Consider the following 20537-nt stretch of genomic DNA (forward strand, 5'->3'; position numbering starts at 1 on the left):
ATGTCCTAGGACAATAGAATGCGATCATGAGCACGGAACACCCGACGTACACGTCGACATTCATCTTCGCCACGAAGCCCCTCGACGACGACTTTCACCGCCTCAACGACGAGATAGCGGAACGGGCTCGCATCATTCCGGGATTTCTTGGCGAGGAGGCGTGGGAGAACTCGGAAACCGGGCTGTACTCGGAGGTGTATTACTGGGAAAGCCTCGACGCCCTCCAAAAGCTCGTCGGGATGGACACGCACCGCCAAGCCAAAAGGCAGCACGAGCGTTGGATCGGACCCTATCGGGTGGTAATCGGCCAAGTGCTCAACACCTATGGGGAACCCGGTCTCGGCCTCGAACATACACCGGCCCAAGCGGCCCAGCTGAAGCGGCTCAGCTGAAGCGGTGCTGCCCATGACGCCAGCGTCGGTTCCTGAAAGAGGCCGATGACATTGCCCGCCGGGTCTCGGAAACGCGCGGTCACCTCAGGTGCGTCGGCCCCGACGTCTAGCACGATCTCGCCTCCGTGCTCGATGACAGCCGCGATCGACGCGTGCATGGCCTCGACCATGATGTAGATCAGTATTCCCGGGTCGCCGGAGGGCGCCCGCCCGGTGACCCACACCCCGCTGACGCCGCCGACCGTGTCATCGAAGGCGGTTGCTCCGTCATCGGGTCGCCGATTGAGCAAACTATCGGCGGCTGCGCCGGCAGACCGTTGATCCAGCGCATCCCGACCACCTGCCCCCTCATGGGCTCAGAAGCTGCTGCTGCAGCAGGTCTGCGAGCCAATCCTCGTATTCGTCGTCAGACCAGCCGCATCCGTTGGTCGCATCGAGGTAGAGCATGACGTCGGTGAGCATCCACGCGCGGTCCAGCGCACGCACTTCGGTGAGCCCGGCGCAGAGCGCATCCGCTTGCACGAGGGTGGCGATGAGGCCGCGCAACCCTTCGCGACAGTAACGATCGGCCCGCGCTCGCAACTCGAGCACGGCAGGGTCGAGCGCCGCGCCGGAGACCGTTGTCCCTGCGAATCCGTGCACGGCGAACAGCTCGCTCGCGGCTCGCGTAATGCGTTGCCGAGTCAGTCGGGCCCCATCGCTGCGGGCCTGAGAGCGATAGGCCCGGGGCGCCGCGCCGACGTTCGAAACAGGGTCCTGCACGAGTGCCTCCAATTGATCAGAGTCCACTCTGATGAATTGTCAGGCGGTGTGCTGGTCGTGCGGCACAGAACAAGAACTGAGGGTCGAAATGGCAGGCCAACGAATTGGATCGACGGTCTCGGCAGTCTTCGGACTGATCTACGTGTTCGTGAACACGGCGGCGCTGCCGCCAGAGTGGGCATGGGCGCTGCGCGGCTGAACAGCGTCTGACCGAACAGCGTCTGACCGAACAGTGTCTGACCGAACAGTAACGCTCGTCTAGCCGAACCGTCAGCTGAGGGGCACTTCGGGCTTCTGGGCGGGGGCTCGCTCTTCCAGCCACCCGATCAGCGGCCCGAGTTTGGCCAGCAGTTCGTTGCCGACGCCGGATTCGGTGCTGATGGTTCGGTGCCGGCGTCCGCGTGCTGCCGTGATCACGAACGTGAAGGCGTCGGTGATGGGCGTGCCGAGATGGTCAGTGGTGACGTTGAAGAAGTCGACCTCCTCAAGCAGCTTCCCAAGCTGCGTGATGTCCGTGCCGCTGAGCGTACCGTCGTGCTCGCTGAGCGTGAGTTCCGTGTGGATTCCCCGAATACCGCCGGTCTTCCTGAACGCGACGAATAGCTCGGCATCCGTAGCCTTCGCGAGTGCCGTGGACAGCTCTTGGTCGGCATCCTGCTCTGATGATGACATGGCTAACCCCCCAAAATGAGACTCAGATCCGTGTCTGAGTGTCCCCGATTCTAGCCATCACCTGTGATGTTCGTAAGAGTTCGTCTGAGGCGATCGCCTGAACGGAGGATGCTGTGGCGGGCGATTTCGCGCCAGCGGTACGCACTATTCGCGGGACCCGCTGCTCGTTTTGCGTCGAAACCCGATGACGGCGAGGAGCGCGGCGAGTAGAAGGCATATGGCACCGACCCCGACCGCGAGCTGGTAGCCGTGGAGGAACGAATCTGCGGCTGGGTGCCGGTAGGCCGAACCGAGCTGCCCGATGACCGCATTGATGCGTGCGCCGGTCACGTTTTGAGACTGTCTGGCTGCCGCGGCGCGGATCGACGCAGGGAACCCGGCGATGTTCGTGTTCCAAGCGGAGACGGCCGCGTTGACTCCGATCGTGCCGAGCACTGCGAGTCCGACCGAGGTGCCGATCTGACGGGATGCGTTGAGCATCCCTGATGCAGTACCAGAAATGCCCGCGGGAACATCGCGCATCGCCACGTGTGCGGTCCCCGGGGTGAGGATTCCGAAGCCGGCGCCGGAAATCGCGTACCCGACGGCGGTGAGAACGAACGGCGTCGTGGTGCTCGCTGCGCTCAAGGTGAGCATCCCGGCGGCGGCCGCCAGGCATCCGATGGTGACCACGGTGGCGGCGCCGAAGCGGCGGTCGAACCGGCCGGCGAGCTGGGCCGCGAGCAAGAATGGGACATTCATGAACAGCCACGACAGTCCGGTTCGTAGCACCGACCAGTCTTCGACGTTCTGGTAGAGCAGGGTCACATAGAACAGCGCTCCGCTGAAGGCCGCGTAGCCGATCAGGTAGATGCCGGACGCGCTGACGAAGCTGCGGGCGTGCAGCAAGGCCGACGGGAGCATCGCGTGCGACGTGCGACGCTCCCACAGCGCGAAAACGACGAGAAGCACAGTGCCGCCGACCAGTGGGGCGGCGACCGGCCAGGAGTCCCATGGGTGCGAAGCAGACTGGATGAGACCGAACGTGACTGCGATCAAGCCGATCGCGCTGGTCGTCACCCCGAGTACATCCAGGCGCGGCGACTCCGTGTTGCGCGATTCGCGGACCGCAATCACGGTGATTCCGAGCCCGATGGCGGCAAACGGAACGTTCACCCAGAATACGGATGCCCAGCCGAAGAAGGTCAGCAAGATCCCGCCGGCGATCGGCCCGGCACCGAAGCCGGTTCCGCCGATAGCCGCCCACGCGCCGATGGCACCGGCACGGGTTTTGGCGGGGAAAGCCTCGGTGATGAGCGACAGGGTCAGCGCCAACATGGCCGCCCCACCGACACCCTGGGCGGCGCGGGAGGCAATAAGCGCTGCAGCGCTCGAGGACAGCGCGCAAGCGATTGATCCGCAGGCGAAGATCGCCATTCCGATCAGGAACACCTGTTTGCGTCCGAATCGGTCGCCCAGCGCTCCGCACAGCGGGATAAGACCGGCCAGGCTGAGGGCATAGGCGCTGATCACCCATTCCAGGTCACCCGGGCTCAGGTGCAGACCATGCTGGATCGAGGGCAGCGCGACGTTTACGATCGTGACGTCGAGTTGGATGATGAACGTGGAGACGCACATCGCCAGCAACGTCAATTGGCGGTGCGGGAGTTGCGTGAGCGACAGCTGGCCACTGTGGTCAACCGACTCACGGCTCACACTATCCTCGGGTGGCCTCCAGGAGTGCTCATGATCGGTTTGCTGCCGTGCGTTCATCGTGTCTCCTCGTCACATCACCGCCCTTTGCCGGGTCACTACTTATGACCCCTCTTGACGAACGGATGTGACCGAATGACCGAGCACGACTGGCTGGCAGAGCAGTTCGAGCAGCACCGGCCGCGCCTGACGGCCGTCTCCTACCGGATACTCGGCTCGCGCGTCGAAGCCGAGGACGCCGTCCAAGACACCTGGCTCCGCCTCAACCGTGCAGGAGCCGATGACGTGGAGAACCTGGGCGGATGGCTGACCACCGTCGTGTCCCGCGTCTGCCTGAACATGCTGCGTGCACGACGCGCACGCCCAGAGCTACTCGCGGACTTCCACATTCCCGAACCGGTCATCAGCCGCGCGGACGCATGCGACCCCGAAGACGAGGCACTGCTGGCCGATTCGGTTAGCCGGGCTCTCCAGATCGTGCTCGACACGCTCGCCCCAGCAGAGCGGCTCGCGTTCGTCATGCACGATATCTTCGATGTCCCCTTCGAGGGCATTGCGCCGCTGGTCGCACGAACACCCGCGGCAACACGGCAGCTCGCCAGCAGAGCCAGACGCCGAGTCAAGGGCGCAGATGTTCAGACGCCCGATGTCGATCGGTCTGCGCAACGGAAAGTGGTGGCTGCCTTCTTTACCGCGGCACGGGCTGGCGACTTCGAGGGGTTGATCGCAGTACTCCATCCCGACGTCGTGCTGCGTTCCGACGGAGGCAACCTGCGCCCGGACGCCTCCCAGGTACTGCGTGGCATCGCCGCCGTCACCAGCCGGGCGACCATGTTCTCCCGGACCGACGCTGTCGTTCATCCAGCGTTGGTGAACGGTTCCACCGGTGTCGTCGTTACCGTCGACGGACGGCCCGTCTCAGTCATGTGCTTCCTCGTCATCAACGGCAAAATCCTCGAAATTCAATCCTTGATCGATCCCGAACGCCTGAAGCGACTGGACCTTGCAGTCCTCGAGTGATCGTGCCTTGGCGAAAGCAATCGCCAAACAGGGCTAGCTGAAAGCAGCGAGGAAGGTATCGACGCCGTCGCGAACCGTGACGTCAAACTCTTCGGGAGCGAGGACACGACTGCCGAATCCGCTGCGGACGAGTGCGTCCTCGGTGACCAAAGCAATGAATTGACGTGCCGCACGCTGGGGGTCGTTGAGGCGCAGGTATCCGGTTGCTGAGAGCTGAGCGAGTTTTCCGGCAAGGGCATCGATGGCGCGGTTGCGGTTGATATCGCCGTCGATGATGTCTGGAAACCGCGGTCGCTCTACAAGTTGCAGGCGGATCACGGCGGCGCCTTCATCGTGTGCAATACAGTCCACCAGGTCATTGCCGAGACGCTCGAGCTCGGCCCGGATGTCACCTGGCTGCAAATTGATGGAGTCGATTGCCTCTATGGTGTGCTCGCCCGAGCGCACGACACCGTAATTGACGGCTTGAGTAAACAGGTTGCGCTTGTCGCCAAATCGGTTGTAGATAGTCGGCTTCGCCGCGCCAGCGAGCTTGGCGATCTCTTCGACCTTTCCGTCGCCGAACCCGTCACGTCCGAATACCTCAAGGGCAGCAGCGAGGATTGCCTCTCCCTTATCTGCGCGAACAACGACTCCTCGAGCCATTCGATCACTATACTCCACGGTTGCGGAAATTGAACTTTTGAGTAAAGTTGAACTTCGGAGTTCAGAATACACTACTTGCCAGTTCTCAGAAGGAGATCCCTTGACAATTCGAGCGGAGCAATCACGCGCACGGGTGCGCTGGATCGCACTGATCGTGCTCTGCGCCGGCCAACTCATGATCGTGATCGACCAGAACATTGTCACCGTGGCTTTACCAACACTGCAGCACAGCCTCGGCTTCTCAGAGGCGAGTCTCGTCTGGGTTGTCAACGCGTATGCGATTCCGTTCGGCGGCCTGCTCCTGCTATCGGGCCGGCTGGGAGACGTGGTCGGGCACCGCGCGATCTTTCTCCTGGGGATCGCTCTCTTCGGTGTGGCGTCGTTTCTGTGCGGGTTCGCAACGACCAAGGCAATGCTGATCGTCTTTCGCTTCATCCAGGGCGTAGGTGGGGCCGCCGCGTCGGCATGCATCCTCGGCATGGTCGCGACAATGTTCACAGCCCGCCGGCAGCGAGCCAAGGCTATTGGCGTGTACAGTTTCGCCTCCGCGGGAGGTGGCGCAGTCGGCCCCCTCTTGGGCGGGGTACTCACTGGTCTGGTCAGCTGGAACTGGATCTTCTGGATCAACGTGCCTATTGGGGCAACCGTCATTATCCTTGCTCTCCGCGTCGTTCCAAAGGGAACAGAGCGCGGATCGATCAGAAGAGCCGATTTCCTCGGCGCCCTGTTGGTCACGACGGGGATCATGCTCACGGTCTTCACGATCAGCGACGGAGGAAATATCGGCTGGGGTTCGGCGCAGACTCTCGCCCTTGCCTTGGTTTGCGCCCTGTTGCTCACCGGATTCCTCGTTCGCGAGGCCAATACGCGCGACCCGCTTCTGCCGCTGAGCATGTTCCGGTCGCGAACGCTGTCGGCGGCCAATCTCGTGCAGTTCCTCGTGATCGCAAGCATGTTCGGCCTGCTCTACTTCGGAACGCTCTATCTCCAACAAGTCCTCGGATTCAACCCGCTGCAGGCCGGGCTCGCATTCGTCCCAATCGCAATCGTCATTGCCGCCGTATCGCTCGGGCTCTCCTCCCGATTCATCGGCCGCGTCGGACAGCGACCAACCCTCATCATCGGGCTGGCACTGATCTCGATCGCATTCATTCTTCTCTGCTTCACACGACCCGACGGCGCCTACCTCGTTGAGTTCCTTCTAGCCAGCCTCGCGATCGGCCTCGGCTTCGGCCTCGCAGCACCTGCCATCTCGGGCCTCGGAATGGCATCAGTCGATCCGAGCCGCTCCGGCGTCGCTTCCGGCCTGCTCAACACCACCCAGCAAATGGGCGGAGCGGTCGGACTCGCAGTCCTCAGTGCCGTCGTCACCGCGCGTACCGCCAGCCTCGAAGTCGCCGGCAACAGCCACGCCGAATCGCTCGACGGCGCCTACCATGCCGCCTTCTTCATTGCTGCCGCACTCGTTGTTTGCGCACTCGTCGTAGCCTTAGGACTCCCACGAAACACCACAACCGCCCATGTGGCAGACCGGTCAACCGCCTGGCTCTAACTCGATCGATCAGCGGCAGCCGCATCCCGCTGCAGGGTTCCGGTGACCACCGGCTGCCAGGCCTCATCGGCGGCAGGACGGAATTGTTTGCTCCATCGCAGCCCGGTCGCGGTGCGCGTGAAAGTGGTGCGGCTGTGACCGCGTGGTGTGGAGCGGAGCAAATCGATCTGGGCGTTGGCGTATCGGCCGCGCGCTGGTGGTTCGGGTGGGTATCCGAGGTCGTCGAAGCCGTAGAGCAGCACCTCGCCGGTGTCGCGGTCGGTCATAAAGACGTTGAGGGCGTCGAAGCTGCCCGCTGGGCGGGTTTCTGTGACCCGCATGACGATCAGCGCGTCGCCCAGCTCCGCGGTGCAGCTCATTTCGACCCTCGCTGTTTGGGCTTCGGACCACGGGCTGGCATGCAGTTCGTCGACACCGGTGAAGTGGCCGAGCAGCAGGCTCCGCAAGCCTTCCATAAGATGACTCCTTGGTGCATACCAATAATTGGTCATATCGTACCATTGTGGTGTGTTGCACTTTACTAGCCGTCCGCCACGGCTAACCGCGTTGACCACCTACTTGCTCTCACAGGCGGCGAAGATCGCCAAGCGCGACTTGGACGAGGCGCTCGCCGCACGCGGTATGCGTATGCGGCACATGGCGGTGCTGGCTGTGCTGGACGAGACCCCAGCCACCCAGCTCGACCTCGGTCATCGCCTCGACCTCGATCCAAGCGACGTCACCGCAACGGTCGACGATCTGGAGGCTCATAGCCTGGTCATCCGCGCCGTCGACCCCGCGGACCGGCGCCGCAAGGTGGTGAGCCTGACGGTGAGCGGGCGGCGGGAGATCGCCCGGCTGGACCGGATGGCGCGCCAGCTGGCCGACGCGTTGCTGCAACCGGTGCCGGAGGAGCGGCGGCGGCAACTGCATGCGGACTTGCTTACGGTGCTGCTCGCGCAGGACGCGCGATTGACCGGTCCGACGACCGCGAGATGACCCGATGGGGCAACACTTCGCGAATCCGTAAGCGCGCCCTCATCGATCGCGCAGGTCTGTGAACCCATGGGGTCGAGCGGCCCGAGGTCATGGAAGCGACACGAGCTCGAGATTGTTCGTCGGTTCGTCGAGGAGGAGCACGTTGGCTCCGCTGTATGCGAGCCCGGCGAGCAGTTTCAGCGGCGTCGTCTTGCCTGCGCCGTTGGCGCCGAGCACCGCAATGCGGGCGCCCCGGTCGACGGCACGGTTCAGATCCTTGAGAACCGTCCGGTCTCCGTACGCTTTCGCCAATCCGACGGTGCTGAGAGGCAGCCGCCCACTCGGAGCCGGATCGGGCAAGCGGATACGCGCCACGCTCTCAGGGTGCCGGGCGGGCTCTAGTTCCTAGAGTATCCGGCCTGCCCTGCGCTTCATGTTCTTGGCCGCGACAGCTGTCGACACGCGTGCGTGCATCTTCTCGGCATAAGCGCGTAACGCTGACGGATCAGCGCGCCACGATAGTTCGTGAGAAAGCTCTGGAGCCACCCACGCGATTCCACATCAAGATGATTGGTCGGCTCGTCGAGCAACAGCATCTCATGTCCGGAAAAGAGAATCCGAGCAAGCTCGACTCTTCTCCGCTGCCCTTCCGAAAGCGTTCCGACAGGCTGCCCCATCAGCGACGCCGCCAAGCCGAGACCGCGCGCCGCCAAGTTGCGATCCGAAACCGTCATGCCGGCATCGGCGACTGCCGAATCCTGGCTCAGATAGCCGACCGAACTCGTGATACTGACATCGCCGACGGCCGGTTCAAGCCACCCCGCGACGACGTTCAGCAGTGTGGTCTTGCCTGCACCGTTACGGCCGATCAGTGCGACACGGTCGCCGGGGAAACGGTGAAAGAGACGTTGGAAAGCAAAAGCAATGGGCCAACACGGACGTCAACCCCTCGAAGGGTAATCATGAAAACTCACTGACGGAAAAAGTTCGGGGACAAACTGGTCGCGTGAAAGCGGGGTCCGAGCTAAGAAATCCGTGAAGAATTCACGAACGGATCGGTGCACCAAACTGGATTGTTTCGGTATCCACCAGTGCATTTCAATGTCGTCGGCGATGTTGGCGGCAGTCACGGCGGGCGATGCGGTGTCGCGGCAGTATGCGCAACGGCTAGTCAGTGTTACTATCTACTGGTAGCTAGCCGTACTGAGTAGCAGGGACATGTTCGATGGGAAGGCAGACAACGGAGATGCTCAAGGGCATCCTGGAGGGCATCGTGCTCGGCGTATTAGCTGAGCGACGGGCGTATGGCTACGAGATCACGGCGTGGCTGCGCGAGCAGGGCTTCACCGACATCGTCGAGGGCACTGTGTACGCGCTACTGGTGCGCATCGAGCAGCGCGGCTTCGTCGACGTGGAGAAGGTCGCGTCTGAGAAGGGGCCGCCGCGCAAGGTGTACTCGCTGAACGCACAGGGCAGCAAGTACCTCGACGAGTTCTGGCGCACATGGAGCTTTCTCGCAGAGCGGATCGAACAGCTCCGCCATCTCGTCGAACACTCCAATGAACAACAGAACAACAAGCAAGAGCAGGAAGAAGGTGAGTAATCATGAGCGCTACAGGATGCATCGAGCAGGTCACCGGCGCACTCGTGGGTGAGCGCCCGGTGGAGCTCGCGGAGAGCTTCGTGCGGCACTACGGGCGCCATCGCGGCTCGCAGTGGCTGCACAAGGAGCGTCGTCGCCTGGCGAACGCTGTCTATCGGGCTTCGAAGGCCGGATAGCACCGCGAAACGAGTTGAGGCAGTCTGGAGACATGCTCACCATCAGCCAGTTGGCAACATACGCCGGAGTGACGGTACGGGCTGTACGCCACTACCACCAGGTCGGACTACTGCCGGAGCCCGAACGTGACCGCTCCGGGTACCGCGCATACGACGCCGCCGCGGTGGTGCGACTGATCCGCATCCGCACCCTGGCGGATGCCGGCGTGCCGCTGGCCCGGGTGCAGGAGCTCCTCGACGCCGGGCCGGAGGCGTTCGCCGGTTCAGTACGAGAGATCGACAAGAAGCTGCGCGCCGAGATCCGGCGACTTCAGGGCAATCGCAAGCGAATCGCCAGACTCGCCGCGGGCGAGCATCTGGCGCTCCCGCAGGGCGTCGTCGATTACCTCGACCGGTTGCGCGGTCTCGGTGTCGGGGAGCGGTACATCGAGTTGGAGCGGGACAGCTGGATCATGCTCGCAGCCCAGGTGCCGCAGCAGATCGACTCCATCATCGCCAAGAAGCACGAAGAGCTGGCCGATCCCGATATGATGCGGCTTTACAGCCTGCTGAGCGGTGCCCTCGACTGGCCGGCCGACGACCCACGAGTGACAGAAGTCGCCGACATCTTGGAGCGGCTGATGGTTCGCGCCGTCGAGGCAGGTGATATGGGTAACAACGATCTCGACGACCCCTTCGTTGACCTGCTGGACACCACCACCGTCGAATCCTCACCGGTCGCCGAGCGGCTTCTAGCGATCCTCGAGGAGCGGGGCTGGAAAGGTTGGACCCGCGTCGAGCGCGTGCCCGCCGACAGGCGCGACATCTAAGCCGTGCGACAAGCAATTGGATGCGTTCGCGTGTCCAACCTTCGTAACGTCGGCAACTAAGCCCTCGACGGCTCGGCGTCACACATACTCGTGCGGCCAGCCGCGGCGAAACGTGGTTGTCAAATTCAGCTTGACCTTGACGCAGGGTTAACCCTTCATGCTGATTGCAGGAGCTTCGCAAGACGACGATAACGGCTCCGAGTTGAACACAGAAGGAAAGAACTGAGATGGCTGCAAATTGGATTGAAACCGTCACGGGCTCGCTGGAGCAGAAGAAACAGTACAAGCGGGATAAGGCGAGGATTGATGCTTTGCCCGGACCGTATGGCACGGCCGCGAAAGCCATGCACCGGTACTTCATCTACTACGGGGGCGTCACCGACGGCGACAAACTCGTAACGATGTTCGGCGACTTGGCCGACCTGTGGGAACGGGCCGCGATTGACGGCACCCCGGTGCGCGAGATTGTCGGGGAGGACCCGGTGGAGTTCGCGGAATCATTCGCGCAGGCCTACGACGGCACGCAGTGGATCGATAAGGAGCGCAAGCGCCTGACGAACGCCATTGACCAAGCCGCAACTCGTCAAGTCGGGGGCGCTCGGGCCGCCGACGGTCGGGCGTGAACGCACCCGAGAACCGAGAAGGAGAACTGGATATGATCACCAATCAGACTCGTGACCCGGTGATTCGGGTGCGGGGTGTGCAGAAGTCATTTAAGAAGTTGGAGGTGTTGCGCGGGGTCGATTTTGACGTGACGCGGGGAACCATTTTCGCGTTGCTCGGGTCGAACGGTGCGGGTAAGACGACACTGGTGCGAATTCTGTCGACCTTGCTCAAGGCCGATGCGGGCAGCGCTAGCGTGTTCGGCTTCGATGTCGCCGTGAATCCGGGTGAAGTGCGGGAGTCGATCAGCCTGACGGGGCAGTTCGCCGCGGTCGATGAGGTGTTGACGGGTCGAGAGAATCTGATCCTGGTGGCCCGCTTGCGGCATCTGGTCGATCCCGGGGGGATCGCGGATGAACTGCTGGCTCGGTTCGATCTGGTCGACGCGGGAGACCGGCGGGTGGCGACGTATTCGGGTGGGATGCGGCGCCGGCTGGATATTTCGATGAGCCTGATCGGGAACCCGCCGGTCATTTTCCTTGATGAGCCCACCACAGGGCTGGACCCGCAGTCGCGGATCGAGGTGTGGCAGACCGTGAAGAAATTGGCCGTTCAGGGTACGACGGTGTTGCTGACGACGCAGACACTGGACGAGGCGGAGGAACTCGCGGACCGGATCGCGATCCTGCATCAGGGTCGGATCATCCAGAGCGGGACCTTGGCCGAGCTGAGGACGTTGCTGCCGCCGGCCACAGTCGAGTATGTCGAGAAGCAGCCGACCTTGGAGGATGTCTTCCTCACCCTCGTCGGCGACACCACCAGCGGCGATCCTGCCGTCTCGGCTAGGAAGGAGTCCCGATGAGTACTCAGATTCTGAGTGATACCACGGTGTTGACCGGTCGTTCGATGCGGCATATCCTGCGCAGCCCGGACACGATCATCACGACAGCGATCACCCCGGTCGCGATGATGCTGTTGTTCGTGTACGTGCTGGGTGGGGCGATCCACACCGGGTCGGACCAGTCCTACATCAATTACATGCTGCCGGGGATTCTGTTGATCACAATTGCGTCCGGGGTGGCGTATACCGCCTATCGGCTGTTCATGGATTTGCAGGGCGGTATCTTCGAACGGTTCCGGTCGATGCCGATAGCCCGATCCAGTGTGCTGTGGGGGCACGTGTTCACCTCCGTGATCGCGAATCTGGTCTCGATGGCGATCGTCATCGGGGTCGGGTTACTGCTCGGCTTCCGTACCGGGGCGTCGGTTGGAGCGTGGTTGGCGGTGGCCGGGATCCTGGTCCTGTACACGCTGGCATTGACCTGGCTTGCCGTGATCGCGGGTCTCTCCGCGAAGACCGTTGACGGGGCCAGCGCGTTCAGTTACCCGCTGATCTTCCTCCCGTTCATCAGCTCCGCGTTTGTGCCGACAGCCTCGATGCCCGGCCCGGTCGCCTGGTTCGCACAGAACCAACCTGTGACCTCGATCGTGGACAGTGTGCGTGCGCTGTTCGCCGGGCAGCCCGTCGGCGGTGACATTTGGATCGCCCTCGCGTGGCTGATCGGCATCCTGGTCATCGTCTATGCCTGGGCCATCAGCATCTATCGCCACAAATTCAGCTGACCAAACGCCGCGATCGCGCGACCACGCGCGAGTGCACACGCAACGCCGCCCGCTCCGCACGACAGGGAGCGGGCGGCGTCGCCGTAAGCGTCACCATCCGATGATTGTTCGGTGTGGAGACCGCCCAGGCACCCACCCCGTTGAGCAGCATGATCGGCACGACCACGGTGCGGCCGGGTGCGATGCGATCGATGAGCCAGCCGCCGGGAGGCCTCCGAGCAGCCCCCAAACGTCAACAGTTCCTCACCAGTCAGCCGTCGGGCAGAAAGTCGGATTCCGGCAATACGCCAAGTGCGGTTTTGGCTTCTACCGTGCGGAGCCGGCACTCGTGCGATCATCACCCCGTTCGTTGGTGCGATCAGCTGACTTCAGCTGAAGCTCGGTCAGGAACTCCGCCCAGCCCCGCTCGCCCCGTTTCACGAACTCCCCGGCGAGATTGTCTCCGGCACGGTAAGCGCGGCCGACCGCACCGGGGATGCGAACCGGCAGGCCAGGTCGACGGCGTCGGCCCATCGCACCGACATACGCGGATGCCAGCTGCCGGATATCGAGAACGTCCGGGCCGGCGGCATCCGCGACTCGGCCGGCAGGTGAACCGAGCGCTAACTCGGTGAGTCGAGCGGCCACCTCATCGACATTTACCGGCTCGAACCGCAGACCACCGGGCAGCAGCAGCAGTGGGAGCTTTGTCAGACCCCGCACAATCGGCAACATGAACTCGTGCAATTGGGCCGCCCGCAACACGCTCCACGGCACACCCGACTCCGCGAGCGCGCGCTCGGCCCCCGCTTTCGCGCGGAAGTAGCCAATCGGCATCCGGTCGGCACCGATCACGGAAATGAGGATCAGGTGCCGCACATTCGCGGTCTTCGACGCAGCAGCGACGTTCTTAGTTGCAACATCGTCGCCCTTCGGGGCTCCTGCGAGATGCACCACGACCTCGATGCCACCCAATGCCTCCGTGAGCCCACGCCCCGCGAGCGTATCGCCCTCGACATGCTGGATTCCGGGCTCATTCGCGCGAGGATGGCGAGACAGAACCCGCACATCACTGCCCGCTTGACGTAGCATCGACACCACTCGACTGCCGATGGTCCCAGTGCCACCGGTCACAAGCACAGGTGAATTCATGATTTTCGTCCTTTCATGTCACAACCGAGGCCGTTCCCTCGTCAACATCCCGACGATCGACATCGAGGAGATGTGACATGACTGATCGAAGAATTCTTGCCAGACGGTTCGAGACCGAGCGACCCCGGCTCCTCGCCATCGCAACGAGATTGCTCGGCTCCACAGCCGATGCGGATGATGCGGTGCAGGAGACCTGGCTGCGACTGGATCGTGCGGATGCCGATAGCATCGAAAACTTCCCGGCATGGCTCACCACCGTCGTGTCCCGCGTGAGTCTCGACCTGTTGCGTGCGCCGCGCCGAACGCGTGAACGTTCCTGGCAGGTCGCACCCTGGTGGGATGAGCCTGTCTCGGTCGCCGCAGATCCTGCGGAGCTGATTGCCCAAAGCGACCAAGTCAGCATCGCCATGCTCGTCCTTCTCGAGACACTGAGCCCGGCGGAGCGGATCGCGTTCGTTCTTCATGACGTCTTCGATCAGCCCTTCGACGAGATTGCGGCCGTGCTTGAGCGTTCGACGGATGCTGCCCGCCAGCTCGCCTCGCGCGCACGTCGGCGGGTGCGGGGCGCCGAGGAGCCGACGCGTCCGAACCGTCAGCGGGGTCGGCGCATTGTCGAGGCGTGGTTGGCCGCAGCGCGAGACGGCAACATCGGCGCACTTCTCGCGTTGCTCGATGATGGTGCCGTGCTCCATGCCCGCTACGCCGGCACCACCCAGCTCCTCGAAGGTGCACGGGCCATTGCGGAACAGGCCGTGCTGGCGGCTCGGCTCGCAGCCCACTCAACGCCGATCCTCATCGATGGCCTTCCCGGCGTCGCGGCGATCATGCACGATCGCGTTGTATCGATCATGGCCTTCGATATCGAGGACGACCGGATCATCGCGCTCGAGGTACTCGCCGATCCGCAACTCCTTGAGACGCTCGGGGTGGAAGCGACGGTCGCTGCGACGCTAATCCGATGACGCGGAACTCGAAACGGCCATTCGACTGCTCAAGACCGCAACGCGACACGTCAACGATCACATGTCCGGCGTCACGACGCCCTGACGAAATCGAATCAGCACGCGTCAGCGGCTATTCGCATTGACACCGCCGAACGGCAGCGTACGGTATGCGTCGAACATCGCGTCGCGCCGATCTTCGGCACGCCTGCGCTTGGCCGCGCGGAGTTCTGCTCGTAGCCATTGAACGGCCTCTGCATTATCCGCGGGAAGCTCAATGACTGTCACATCGGCATCGGTCATGGTCGACTCCTCTCAACTTCGGGCCCGGTCGTTTGTGCGTCTGGGGCAACGCACCGCACCGTCATCAAGTGGTCGAAGCCAAGACGACTAACCCGACACGACGACCCCGAGACGACGACCCTGACACGACGAACCCGACGCTGCGAACCGGACACTGTGATGCCACTTGTCGCTGACCGACCCCGTTCCGTCGCCGTCAGGCGAGGTGCTGCATGAGAAACAGCGCGGCGCGGTCCAGGGCTTGATCGGCTTCGTCGAGCACCCCGACGAATGACTGGAATACGTGGGGAGCATCGGCAGTGACGTCCAGAATGACGTCAACTCCTGCTTCCAGTGCGCCCTCCGCCAAGCGAGTGGAGTCATCGAGCAGGAGCTCGTTGGCTCCGACTTGCAGCAACAGAGGCGGAAATCCGGTCAAATCAGCTAGCGTGGCCGGCGTCAGGAGTTCTTGATTCGGGTCCTGACCGGCGACGTACATTGCGAAGGTGCGGCCAAGACTGTCCCGCGTGAAGATCGGATCAACGCCGGCCTTGGTCGCCATGCTTGCCCCAGAACGCGTGTAGTCCAGGGCTGGCGAGAACGCCACAAGCGCGGCCGGCATCGGCAAGCCGGCCGCTCGGGCCGCGAGGCAGGTCGTGACTCAAAGCCCACCGCCCGCGGAGTCTCCGGCAAACGCAATCTTGCCCGCGTCGGTGCCGCTCTCCAACAACGCGCGGAAGGCGGCGACTCCGTCGTCAATGGCGGCGGGAAACGGGTGCTCCGGCGCAAGGCGATAGTCGAGCGACAGAGACCGGATGCCCGTACGAGCAACAAGTGCGGAGGTCAGCGACATCGCCGTGTCAGGGGACCCGAACACGTTGCCACCGCCGTGGAAGTACAGGATCGTGCTCGGCGCGCTGTGAGACGCGGCTCTACAACGCGCTCAACGATCGGCTCAGGCAGCGGCACGGCATCGTCACCTCGCAGTTCGAGTTTCTTCGCTATCTCCGGGACAATCCGCAGTCGCGTGTAGCCGACGTGGCGGCATCCTTCGCCATCGGTGTCGGCGCCACCAGCAAGGCGGCCGATCGGCTGGAACACCAGGGGTGGTCCCGACGGGTTCCGCATCCCTCAGATCGGCGCTCGTCGCTGCTGGCCCTGACCCCGCTCGGGTTTGAGCTCGTCGCGGCCGCGGAACGCACCTTCACCGACTACGCGAGCGAACTCATCGACGGCGCCGTCAGCTCAGCCCAACTGGTCGCCGCCATCGATGCACTGTCAGCACGCCGCACCGCGCTCGAGCGCGACCACCTCGGCGTTCCCGCTGGCTGAACGCGGAGCTAGCGCATTCGAGATGTCACCGTCAGTCGCTCTCGCCTCGGCGGTGGCCGCGAATGAATGCGCTGATCACGCTGGCGACGTGCCGTTCAACTTCGGGCGCGGCGATCTCCGCGCGCGGGAGAAGGAGCGCCCGATCTTGCATCGGGCCAACCAGAGCGTATGCCAATCCGGTTGCGGCAGCCTCCGGGTCGTCCACGGTAAGCTCCCCGCGGTACGCGGACTGGCGAAGCGCATCCGTGAGGATCTCGATCGTCCGAAGCGGGCCGACCTCCCAATAGCGGGCGATGAGCTCGGGAAATCGGAGTGCTTCAGAGATGGCGAGCCGTCGCAATTGAACAACGGATGGCTGCAGCACCCCTGCGAGGACGGCCGCACCGAATCGATGCAGTCGCGTTTCGATCGGCTCTGACGAGTTCAGCATTCCCGCCACCGTGGCTGTGATTTCCGCCGAACGATCGTTGATCGAATCGATCACGGCAGAAAAGAGTTTTTGCTTGTCGCTGAAGTTGTTGTAAACGGTCGTCTTCGCGACCCCGCTCGCAGCCGCGACGTCATCCAGGGTTGTCCCGTCGTATCCGCGCTCGAGGAACAGAACGCGGGCGTGGACCAGAATGATGTCGCTCTTCCGTTGCACGAAATCCCCCCTTGACCCGAACGCTACTGCCCAGTAGTGTTCAAGTCAATTCTGAACTGGTCGGTACAGTTCAAACGGTCGCGAGAAGGAACGGTGGCAGGTAGCATAAACGCGCTTGCGAGCCCTGTTGCTCCACCGGCTGACGGCGCAAGACACTCAATGGCGCAAGATACACAACAGGAGCAGGTTGCAAGATGAGCATTGAATTCAAGGCCACGCTGCAGCGTGACGGCAAGACCGCGACAGGCATCACCGTTCCGGACGATGTCGTGGCGAAGCTCGGCGGTCAGCGCCGTATCCCCGTTGCCGTCACGATCGCATCCGTCAGATACCCGAGCACAATCGCGTACATGGGTGGAATTGCCAAGATACCCGTCAGCGCGGAGATCAGGGCGGCAGCGGGCCTTACGGCGGGCGACCTGCTCACGGTTGCCGTCGAACGCGACGCTGCACCACGGACGGTCGAGATCCCGCCGGATCTCGCGATAGCGCTGGCCGGCGCAGGGCAGGCCGAGCGCTTCGCTGCCCTCTCATACAGCAATCAGCGCCGGCACGTTCTCGCGGTGTCCGGCGCCCGAACCGAGCAGACCCGTGCGCGACGGATCGAACGCATTGTGGCCGAACTGGCCGGCACCTGAGCTCCGCGACCAGAGCACCGGACCAGGACGCAGCAGATCAGGCCGTAGCGGATCAGGCCGCAGCGGACGCACAACAAACGGTTGCCTCCTCAGGCTCGAGTCGTCAGGATGAAACAGGCGAGCGAGGAGAAACCTGATGAATGAGCTCCAAACCAGTGATACTGCCCGCGAGACGAGTGAGCAGCCGACCTATTTCGTCGTCACGATGACAACGCGGTTCTACTCAATGGCTGAGGTCGCCGAGCTGGCGCCGGCGCAACTCCGCGAGCACGTGGCACGATCGAAAGAGTTGCATCGAAGCGGCGCTCTGCTCATGGCTGGGGCGTTTCTCGATCACCCCGACCAACCGGTCACCACGATGGGAATCCTGACCTCCCGCGAACAAGCCGAAGACTTCGCACATCGCGATCCCTTCGTCGTCAGCGGCCAGGTCGAATCGTGGGAGATCCGGCCGTGGGCGAACATCTTCGCAACCTGAGCCCGTCAGCCGACCTGCCGTACCGGGGCTACAGGGGCTTTTCCAACTCGTCGCTTTGCGCGATTGCGGTGGTCGAGTAGCGAGGAACGAGCGTATCGAGACCCCGGCAGCCAGGTCTCGATACACTCGCCCTTCGGCAAGCTCAGGGACAGGCGCTCGTTACTCGACCACCGAACGATACACTCCCCGTTGGTCGAGTAGCGAGGAACGAGCGTATCGAGACCCCGGCAGCGAGGTCTCGATACACTCGCCCTTCGGCAAGCTCAGGGACAGGCGCTTGCGGCGGCCTAGCGTCGGCCGATGACGAGTTCGACCATGCTCGTAACGAGATCGGGGTCGTTCATCTGCACATAGTGGTCGCTACCGGTGACGAAGACGTGCGGCGTCTGCGGCTCCAGCTCGACCAGCGCTGTCTGAACCGCGGGCCAGACCTTCTCGAGGGTCTGCGTCAAGTCAGAGGGAACACCCTCCGCCGTCGCAAACGGCTCCGTCTTGCTCAGCACGACCAGAGGCACGGCCGGCAACGGCGGCCCCTGCACGATGGCGCGGATCGCACCATTGACGTCGACCGTTTCGAAGTCGGCTTTCTTGTCCAGCGCCGTGCCGGGCTGGTTGAGAAGCTCGGTGTAACGCGCCCACTGACTGCCGAACAGCTGCTCGATGTTGGTGCCGAAAGCATCCACCAAGACGAGCCCGGCAACGTCATTCGGATGCGTCTGCGCGAACAGCCGCACGATCATTCCGCCGTAGGAATGACCGACCAGCACGTACGGGCCGGGAATTTTCGCACTCGTCAGCAGCGCGTGTAGATCAGACACCATGCTCGGCAGCGTTCGCGGCATCGCCACAGGTGTGCTCCGGGTGGTCAGCGCCGCGGGGCTCGCGTAGCGGATTGTGCCGGGCCGGTCATACATGCACACGTGAGTGCGCTTCGCGAGAGCCGGAAAGACAGCCTCTTCTTTGGGCAACGGCGGTTGCGTTTCGGCAATTGTCCAAGGATCAGACGAATCGTGGATGCCGGATTCCAGCACGACGGTCGGGCTCCCTGTTCCTGCGCAGCGCAGGTACAGTTCACGGCCGTTGCCGATGGAGACCTTGCCGGCGAAATTGCCTGAGACCGGGCTCTGTGCCGTCGTCGTCGCGGAAGCCGACGGATCGGCGGATGCGTTCGCCTCGCATCCGGACAGCAGCACGACGGCGAGCCCAACGCACGCCAGCGTCGCGACTGAGCGCAGCCCCACCTTTTTCATTGCAACACCCCCACTTCCTGCTGAAGCGTACACCTCGCGATGCTGCGCCTCTGGGCGCACGACAGTGCACTCAGGCGCCGGAATAAACTGACACCAGTCGACCCCGCCCGGCCGAAAACCGGTCATCCTCGCCGGCATCAGCCTGTTCCTGCTCGGCTCGATCCTGAGCGGCTTCGCCTGGAGCATGGGGGCACTGATCGCGTTCCGCGCCGTACAGGGCATAGGCGCAGGCGCGATCCAGCCCATCACGGCCACGATCGCCGGTGACATCTACACGGTCGCAGAACGCGCGAAGGTGCAAGGCTATCTGTCGAGCGTGTGGGCGATCGCGGCCGTTCTCGGCCCGGCAATCGGCGGCCTCTTCTCCCAATTCCTCACCTGGCGGTGGGTGTTCTTCATCAACATCCCGGTCTGCCTGGTCGCCGGAATCATGCTGATCCGCACCTACCATGAGCATGTCGAACGTCACCGGGTGAAGATCGATTACGCCGGCTCCATTCTGCTGACCGCAGGCATGACGTTACTGATCCTCGCTGTGCTCGAAGGCGGCCAAGCCTGGGCATGGGACTCGGTGTACAGCATCGGCGGGTTCGCTCTCGGCGCTGCGTGCGTCATCGCGTTCGTCGTCGTTGAACGCCGCACCGCCGAAGCCGTGTTGCCACTGTGGGTGTTCAAGCATCGGCTCCTGCTGACCACCACGCTCGTCTCACTCGGAGTCGGCGCCGTTCTGATCGGCCTCACCTCTTACGTCCCCACCTACCTCGAGGGCTCCATCGGCACGGTGCCGCTGTTGGCGGGGCTCGCGGTCGCTGCGCAGTCGATCGGGTGGCCGATCGCATCCGGATTCTCAGGCCGGGTGTACATGCGCTTCGGCTTTCGCGCGACAACGGTGCTCGGAATCCTGATTGTCATCCTCGGTTCGGGCGCACTGTTGGCGAGCGTCGAGGTGCCGAACGTGTGGGTCGTCGCCGGATGCTGCTTCACCGTCGGCGCCGGGCTCGGCTTCGCCTCCACCCCGGCTATCGTCTCCGCACAATCCGCTGTCGACTGGGGGCGGCGCGGCGTCGTCACGGGCACGAACATGCTCGCGCGTGCCATCGGCAGTTCCGTCGGCGTCGCCGTCTTCGGTGCCATTGCCAATGCGATCATCAGCGGTTCGCACGCGAATTCGCACAGCAGCGCGGCCATCGTGGCATCGGCATCCGGGGTGTTCTTGGCTGTGTTGGTGTGCGGCATCCTCAGCCTGATCGCGGCCGCTGCGATCCCGCGCGTAGTCGCGCCGATCCCCGTCCGGTAAGACGGCCGAGCGACACCGGGCGGGGCAGCCGTGCACCGC

The 20537-nt window shown here is 63.5% G+C and carries 25 protein-coding genes and 2 pseudogenes; 15 read left to right on the forward strand and 12 right to left on the reverse strand.

Annotated elements, in window-relative coordinates; translation table 11 throughout:
* Positions 1–26 precede the first annotated feature (26 nt).
* The gene (locus QU604_RS20875) at positions 27–392 is read left to right on the forward strand and encodes an antibiotic biosynthesis monooxygenase family protein (RefSeq protein ID WP_308466524.1); all 366 of its coding nucleotides are present in this window, start codon (positions 27–29) and stop codon (positions 390–392) included.
* A 348-nt stretch (positions 393–740) separates the two neighbouring features.
* Here the strand turns inward: QU604_RS20875 and QU604_RS20880 are convergent, their stop codons facing one another.
* From QU604_RS20880 to QU604_RS20890, 3 genes are all read right to left on the reverse strand, one after another.
* The gene (locus QU604_RS20880; RefSeq protein ID WP_308466525.1) at positions 741–1181 is read right to left on the reverse strand and encodes a hypothetical protein; all 441 of its coding nucleotides are present in this window, start codon (positions 1179–1181) and stop codon (positions 741–743) included.
* Between the two features lie 243 nt (positions 1182–1424).
* Complete coding sequence (locus tag QU604_RS20885; protein WP_308466526.1) at positions 1425–1826, reverse strand: hypothetical protein; 402 nt, start codon at positions 1824–1826, stop codon at positions 1425–1427.
* A 144-nt stretch (positions 1827–1970) separates the two neighbouring features.
* Positions 1971–3578: an MFS transporter gene (locus QU604_RS20890; RefSeq protein ID WP_308466527.1), complete on the reverse strand. Its 1608-nt coding sequence runs from the start codon at positions 3576–3578 to the stop codon at positions 1971–1973.
* A gap of 75 nt (positions 3579–3653) precedes the next feature.
* Between QU604_RS20890 and QU604_RS20895 the strand changes: the two genes are divergently transcribed.
* Positions 3654–4538: a sigma-70 family RNA polymerase sigma factor gene (locus QU604_RS20895; protein WP_308466528.1), complete on the forward strand. Its 885-nt coding sequence runs from the start codon at positions 3654–3656 to the stop codon at positions 4536–4538.
* Positions 4539–4571: 33 nt separating this feature from the next.
* On the opposite strand, the gene QU604_RS20900 is transcribed toward QU604_RS20895, so the two are convergent.
* Complete coding sequence (locus QU604_RS20900) at positions 4572–5255, reverse strand: TetR/AcrR family transcriptional regulator (RefSeq protein ID WP_308466529.1); 684 nt, start codon at positions 5253–5255, stop codon at positions 4572–4574.
* Positions 5256–5283: 28 nt separating this feature from the next.
* Here QU604_RS20900 and QU604_RS20905 point away from each other — a divergent pair, with 28 nt between their 5' ends.
* Positions 5284–6735, forward strand: a complete 1452-nt coding sequence (locus QU604_RS20905) for an MFS transporter (protein WP_308466530.1) — start codon at positions 5284–5286, stop codon at positions 6733–6735.
* Here the strand turns inward: QU604_RS20905 and QU604_RS20910 are convergent.
* Complete coding sequence (locus tag QU604_RS20910; RefSeq protein WP_308466531.1) at positions 6732–7190, reverse strand: hypothetical protein; 459 nt, start codon at positions 7188–7190, stop codon at positions 6732–6734. The two genes, QU604_RS20905 and QU604_RS20910, sit on opposite strands and share 4 nt — an antisense overlap.
* Positions 7191–7281: 91 nt before the next feature.
* Here QU604_RS20910 and QU604_RS20915 point away from each other — a divergent pair, with 91 nt between their 5' ends.
* On the forward strand, positions 7282–7713 hold the full coding sequence (locus QU604_RS20915; RefSeq protein WP_308466532.1) for a MarR family winged helix-turn-helix transcriptional regulator: 432 nt from the start codon (positions 7282–7284) through the stop codon (positions 7711–7713).
* Positions 7714–7800: 87 nt separating this feature from the next.
* Here the strand turns inward: QU604_RS20915 and QU604_RS20920 are convergent, their stop codons facing one another.
* Together QU604_RS20920 and QU604_RS22290 are read right to left on the reverse strand one after the other, a co-directional pair.
* Positions 7801–8067 carry an ATP-binding cassette domain-containing protein gene (locus tag QU604_RS20920; protein ID WP_308466533.1) on the reverse strand — a complete coding sequence of 89 codons (267 nt, stop codon included), beginning with the start codon at positions 8065–8067 and terminating at the stop codon, positions 7801–7803.
* 56 nt (positions 8068–8123) lie between these two features.
* Entirely contained in the window at positions 8124–8618 is a 495-nt protein-coding gene (locus tag QU604_RS22290; protein ID WP_409350045.1) for an ATP-binding cassette domain-containing protein, read from the reverse strand.
* Positions 8619–8917: 299 nt separating this feature from the next.
* Here QU604_RS22290 and QU604_RS20925 point away from each other — a divergent pair, with 299 nt between their 5' ends.
* From QU604_RS20925 to QU604_RS20950, 6 genes are all read left to right on the forward strand, one after another.
* Positions 8918–9295 (forward strand): PadR family transcriptional regulator, encoded by a 378-nt coding sequence (locus QU604_RS20925; RefSeq protein ID WP_308466534.1) that lies wholly within the window; start codon positions 8918–8920, stop codon positions 9293–9295.
* 2 nt (positions 9296–9297) lie between these two features.
* The gene (locus QU604_RS20930) at positions 9298–9471 is read left to right on the forward strand and encodes a hypothetical protein (protein WP_308466535.1); all 174 of its coding nucleotides are present in this window, start codon (positions 9298–9300) and stop codon (positions 9469–9471) included.
* A gap of 32 nt (positions 9472–9503) precedes the next feature.
* Positions 9504–10280 (forward strand): MerR family transcriptional regulator, encoded by a 777-nt coding sequence (locus QU604_RS20935; RefSeq protein ID WP_308466536.1) that lies wholly within the window; start codon positions 9504–9506, stop codon positions 10278–10280.
* Between the two features lie 227 nt (positions 10281–10507).
* Positions 10508–10903 (forward strand): DUF1048 domain-containing protein, encoded by a 396-nt coding sequence (locus tag QU604_RS20940; RefSeq protein WP_308466537.1) that lies wholly within the window; start codon positions 10508–10510, stop codon positions 10901–10903.
* A 32-nt stretch (positions 10904–10935) separates the two neighbouring features.
* A complete protein-coding gene (locus tag QU604_RS20945; RefSeq protein ID WP_308466538.1) occupies positions 10936–11745 on the forward strand; it encodes an ABC transporter ATP-binding protein in 810 nt (269 codons plus the stop codon).
* A complete protein-coding gene (locus QU604_RS20950; protein WP_308466539.1) occupies positions 11742–12506 on the forward strand; it encodes an ABC transporter permease in 765 nt (254 codons plus the stop codon). Before QU604_RS20945 ends, QU604_RS20950 begins: the two co-directional genes overlap by 4 nt.
* A gap of 306 nt (positions 12507–12812) precedes the next feature.
* Here QU604_RS20950 and QU604_RS20955 read toward each other — a convergent pair whose 3' ends face one another.
* Positions 12813–13637 carry an SDR family oxidoreductase gene (locus tag QU604_RS20955; RefSeq protein ID WP_308466540.1) on the reverse strand — a complete coding sequence of 275 codons (825 nt, stop codon included), beginning with the start codon at positions 13635–13637 and terminating at the stop codon, positions 12813–12815.
* 77 nt (positions 13638–13714) lie between these two features.
* Between QU604_RS20955 and QU604_RS20960 the strand changes: the two genes are divergently transcribed.
* Entirely contained in the window at positions 13715–14599 is an 885-nt protein-coding gene (locus tag QU604_RS20960; protein WP_308466541.1) for a sigma-70 family RNA polymerase sigma factor, read from the forward strand.
* 105 nt (positions 14600–14704) lie between these two features.
* On the opposite strand, the gene QU604_RS20965 is transcribed toward QU604_RS20960, so the two are convergent.
* Together QU604_RS20965 and QU604_RS20970 are read right to left on the reverse strand one after the other, a co-directional pair.
* Positions 14705–14881 carry a hypothetical protein gene (locus QU604_RS20965; protein ID WP_308466542.1) on the reverse strand — a complete coding sequence of 59 codons (177 nt, stop codon included), beginning with the start codon at positions 14879–14881 and terminating at the stop codon, positions 14705–14707.
* 196 nt (positions 14882–15077) lie between these two features.
* Positions 15078–15764 (reverse strand): annotated as a pseudogene (locus QU604_RS20970) (alpha/beta hydrolase).
* Here QU604_RS20970 and QU604_RS20975 point away from each other — a divergent pair.
* Positions 15695–16192, forward strand: coding sequence for a MarR family winged helix-turn-helix transcriptional regulator (locus tag QU604_RS20975; RefSeq protein WP_308466543.1), 498 nt, complete (start codon positions 15695–15697; stop codon positions 16190–16192). The pseudogene QU604_RS20970 and the gene QU604_RS20975 sit on opposite strands and share 70 nt — an antisense overlap.
* Positions 16193–16223: 31 nt before the next feature.
* Here QU604_RS20975 and QU604_RS20980 read toward each other — a convergent pair whose 3' ends face one another.
* Complete coding sequence (locus QU604_RS20980) at positions 16224–16835, reverse strand: TetR/AcrR family transcriptional regulator (protein WP_308466544.1); 612 nt, start codon at positions 16833–16835, stop codon at positions 16224–16226.
* A gap of 194 nt (positions 16836–17029) precedes the next feature.
* Between QU604_RS20980 and QU604_RS20985 the strand changes: the two genes are divergently transcribed.
* Both QU604_RS20985 and QU604_RS20990 read left to right on the forward strand, forming a co-directional pair.
* Positions 17030–17473 carry a YdeI/OmpD-associated family protein gene (locus tag QU604_RS20985; protein WP_308466545.1) on the forward strand — a complete coding sequence of 148 codons (444 nt, stop codon included), beginning with the start codon at positions 17030–17032 and terminating at the stop codon, positions 17471–17473.
* 136 nt (positions 17474–17609) lie between these two features.
* A complete protein-coding gene (locus QU604_RS20990; protein WP_308466546.1) occupies positions 17610–17951 on the forward strand; it encodes a YciI family protein in 342 nt (113 codons plus the stop codon).
* A 287-nt stretch (positions 17952–18238) separates the two neighbouring features.
* On the opposite strand, the gene QU604_RS20995 is transcribed toward QU604_RS20990, so the two are convergent.
* On the reverse strand, positions 18239–19201 hold the full coding sequence (locus tag QU604_RS20995; RefSeq protein ID WP_308466547.1) for an alpha/beta fold hydrolase: 963 nt from the start codon (positions 19199–19201) through the stop codon (positions 18239–18241).
* A 121-nt stretch (positions 19202–19322) separates the two neighbouring features.
* Here QU604_RS20995 and QU604_RS21000 point away from each other — a divergent pair.
* Positions 19323–20498 (forward strand): annotated as a pseudogene (locus QU604_RS21000) (MFS transporter); the annotation flags it as partial.
* Positions 20499–20537 lie beyond the last annotated feature (39 nt).

The organism is Rathayibacter sp. SW19 (genome assembly GCF_030866825.1).
Lineage (GTDB): Bacteria > Actinomycetota > Actinomycetes > Actinomycetales > Microbacteriaceae > Rathayibacter_A > Rathayibacter_A soli.

Coding starts and splice junctions, on each gene's coding strand:
- QU604_RS20875 (WP_308466524.1), top strand. CDS start 27: ATGAGCACGGAACACCCGACGTACACGTCGACATTCATCTTCGCCACG.
- QU604_RS20995 (WP_308466547.1), bottom strand. CDS start 19,201: ATGAAAAAGGTGGGGCTGCGCTCAGTCGCGACGCTGGCGTGCGTTGGG.
- QU604_RS20950 (WP_308466539.1), top strand. CDS start 11,742: ATGAGTACTCAGATTCTGAGTGATACCACGGTGTTGACCGGTCGTTCG.
- QU604_RS20985 (WP_308466545.1), top strand. CDS start 17,030: ATGAGCATTGAATTCAAGGCCACGCTGCAGCGTGACGGCAAGACCGCG.
- QU604_RS20945 (WP_308466538.1), top strand. CDS start 10,936: ATGATCACCAATCAGACTCGTGACCCGGTGATTCGGGTGCGGGGTGTG.
- QU604_RS20960 (WP_308466541.1), top strand. CDS start 13,715: ATGACTGATCGAAGAATTCTTGCCAGACGGTTCGAGACCGAGCGACCC.
- QU604_RS20940 (WP_308466537.1), top strand. CDS start 10,508: ATGGCTGCAAATTGGATTGAAACCGTCACGGGCTCGCTGGAGCAGAAG.
- QU604_RS20990 (WP_308466546.1), top strand. CDS start 17,610: ATGAATGAGCTCCAAACCAGTGATACTGCCCGCGAGACGAGTGAGCAG.
- QU604_RS20930 (WP_308466535.1), top strand. CDS start 9,298: ATGAGCGCTACAGGATGCATCGAGCAGGTCACCGGCGCACTCGTGGGT.
- QU604_RS20965 (WP_308466542.1), bottom strand. CDS start 14,881: ATGACCGATGCCGATGTGACAGTCATTGAGCTTCCCGCGGATAATGCA.
- QU604_RS20910 (WP_308466531.1), bottom strand. CDS start 7,190: ATGGAAGGCTTGCGGAGCCTGCTGCTCGGCCACTTCACCGGTGTCGAC.
- QU604_RS20955 (WP_308466540.1), bottom strand. CDS start 13,637: ATGAATTCACCTGTGCTTGTGACCGGTGGCACTGGGACCATCGGCAGT.
- QU604_RS20890 (WP_308466527.1), bottom strand. CDS start 3,578: ATGAACGCACGGCAGCAAACCGATCATGAGCACTCCTGGAGGCCACCC.
- QU604_RS20935 (WP_308466536.1), top strand. CDS start 9,504: ATGCTCACCATCAGCCAGTTGGCAACATACGCCGGAGTGACGGTACGG.
- QU604_RS20895 (WP_308466528.1), top strand. CDS start 3,654: ATGACCGAGCACGACTGGCTGGCAGAGCAGTTCGAGCAGCACCGGCCG.
- QU604_RS20885 (WP_308466526.1), bottom strand. CDS start 1,826: ATGTCATCATCAGAGCAGGATGCCGACCAAGAGCTGTCCACGGCACTC.
- QU604_RS20925 (WP_308466534.1), top strand. CDS start 8,918: ATGGGAAGGCAGACAACGGAGATGCTCAAGGGCATCCTGGAGGGCATC.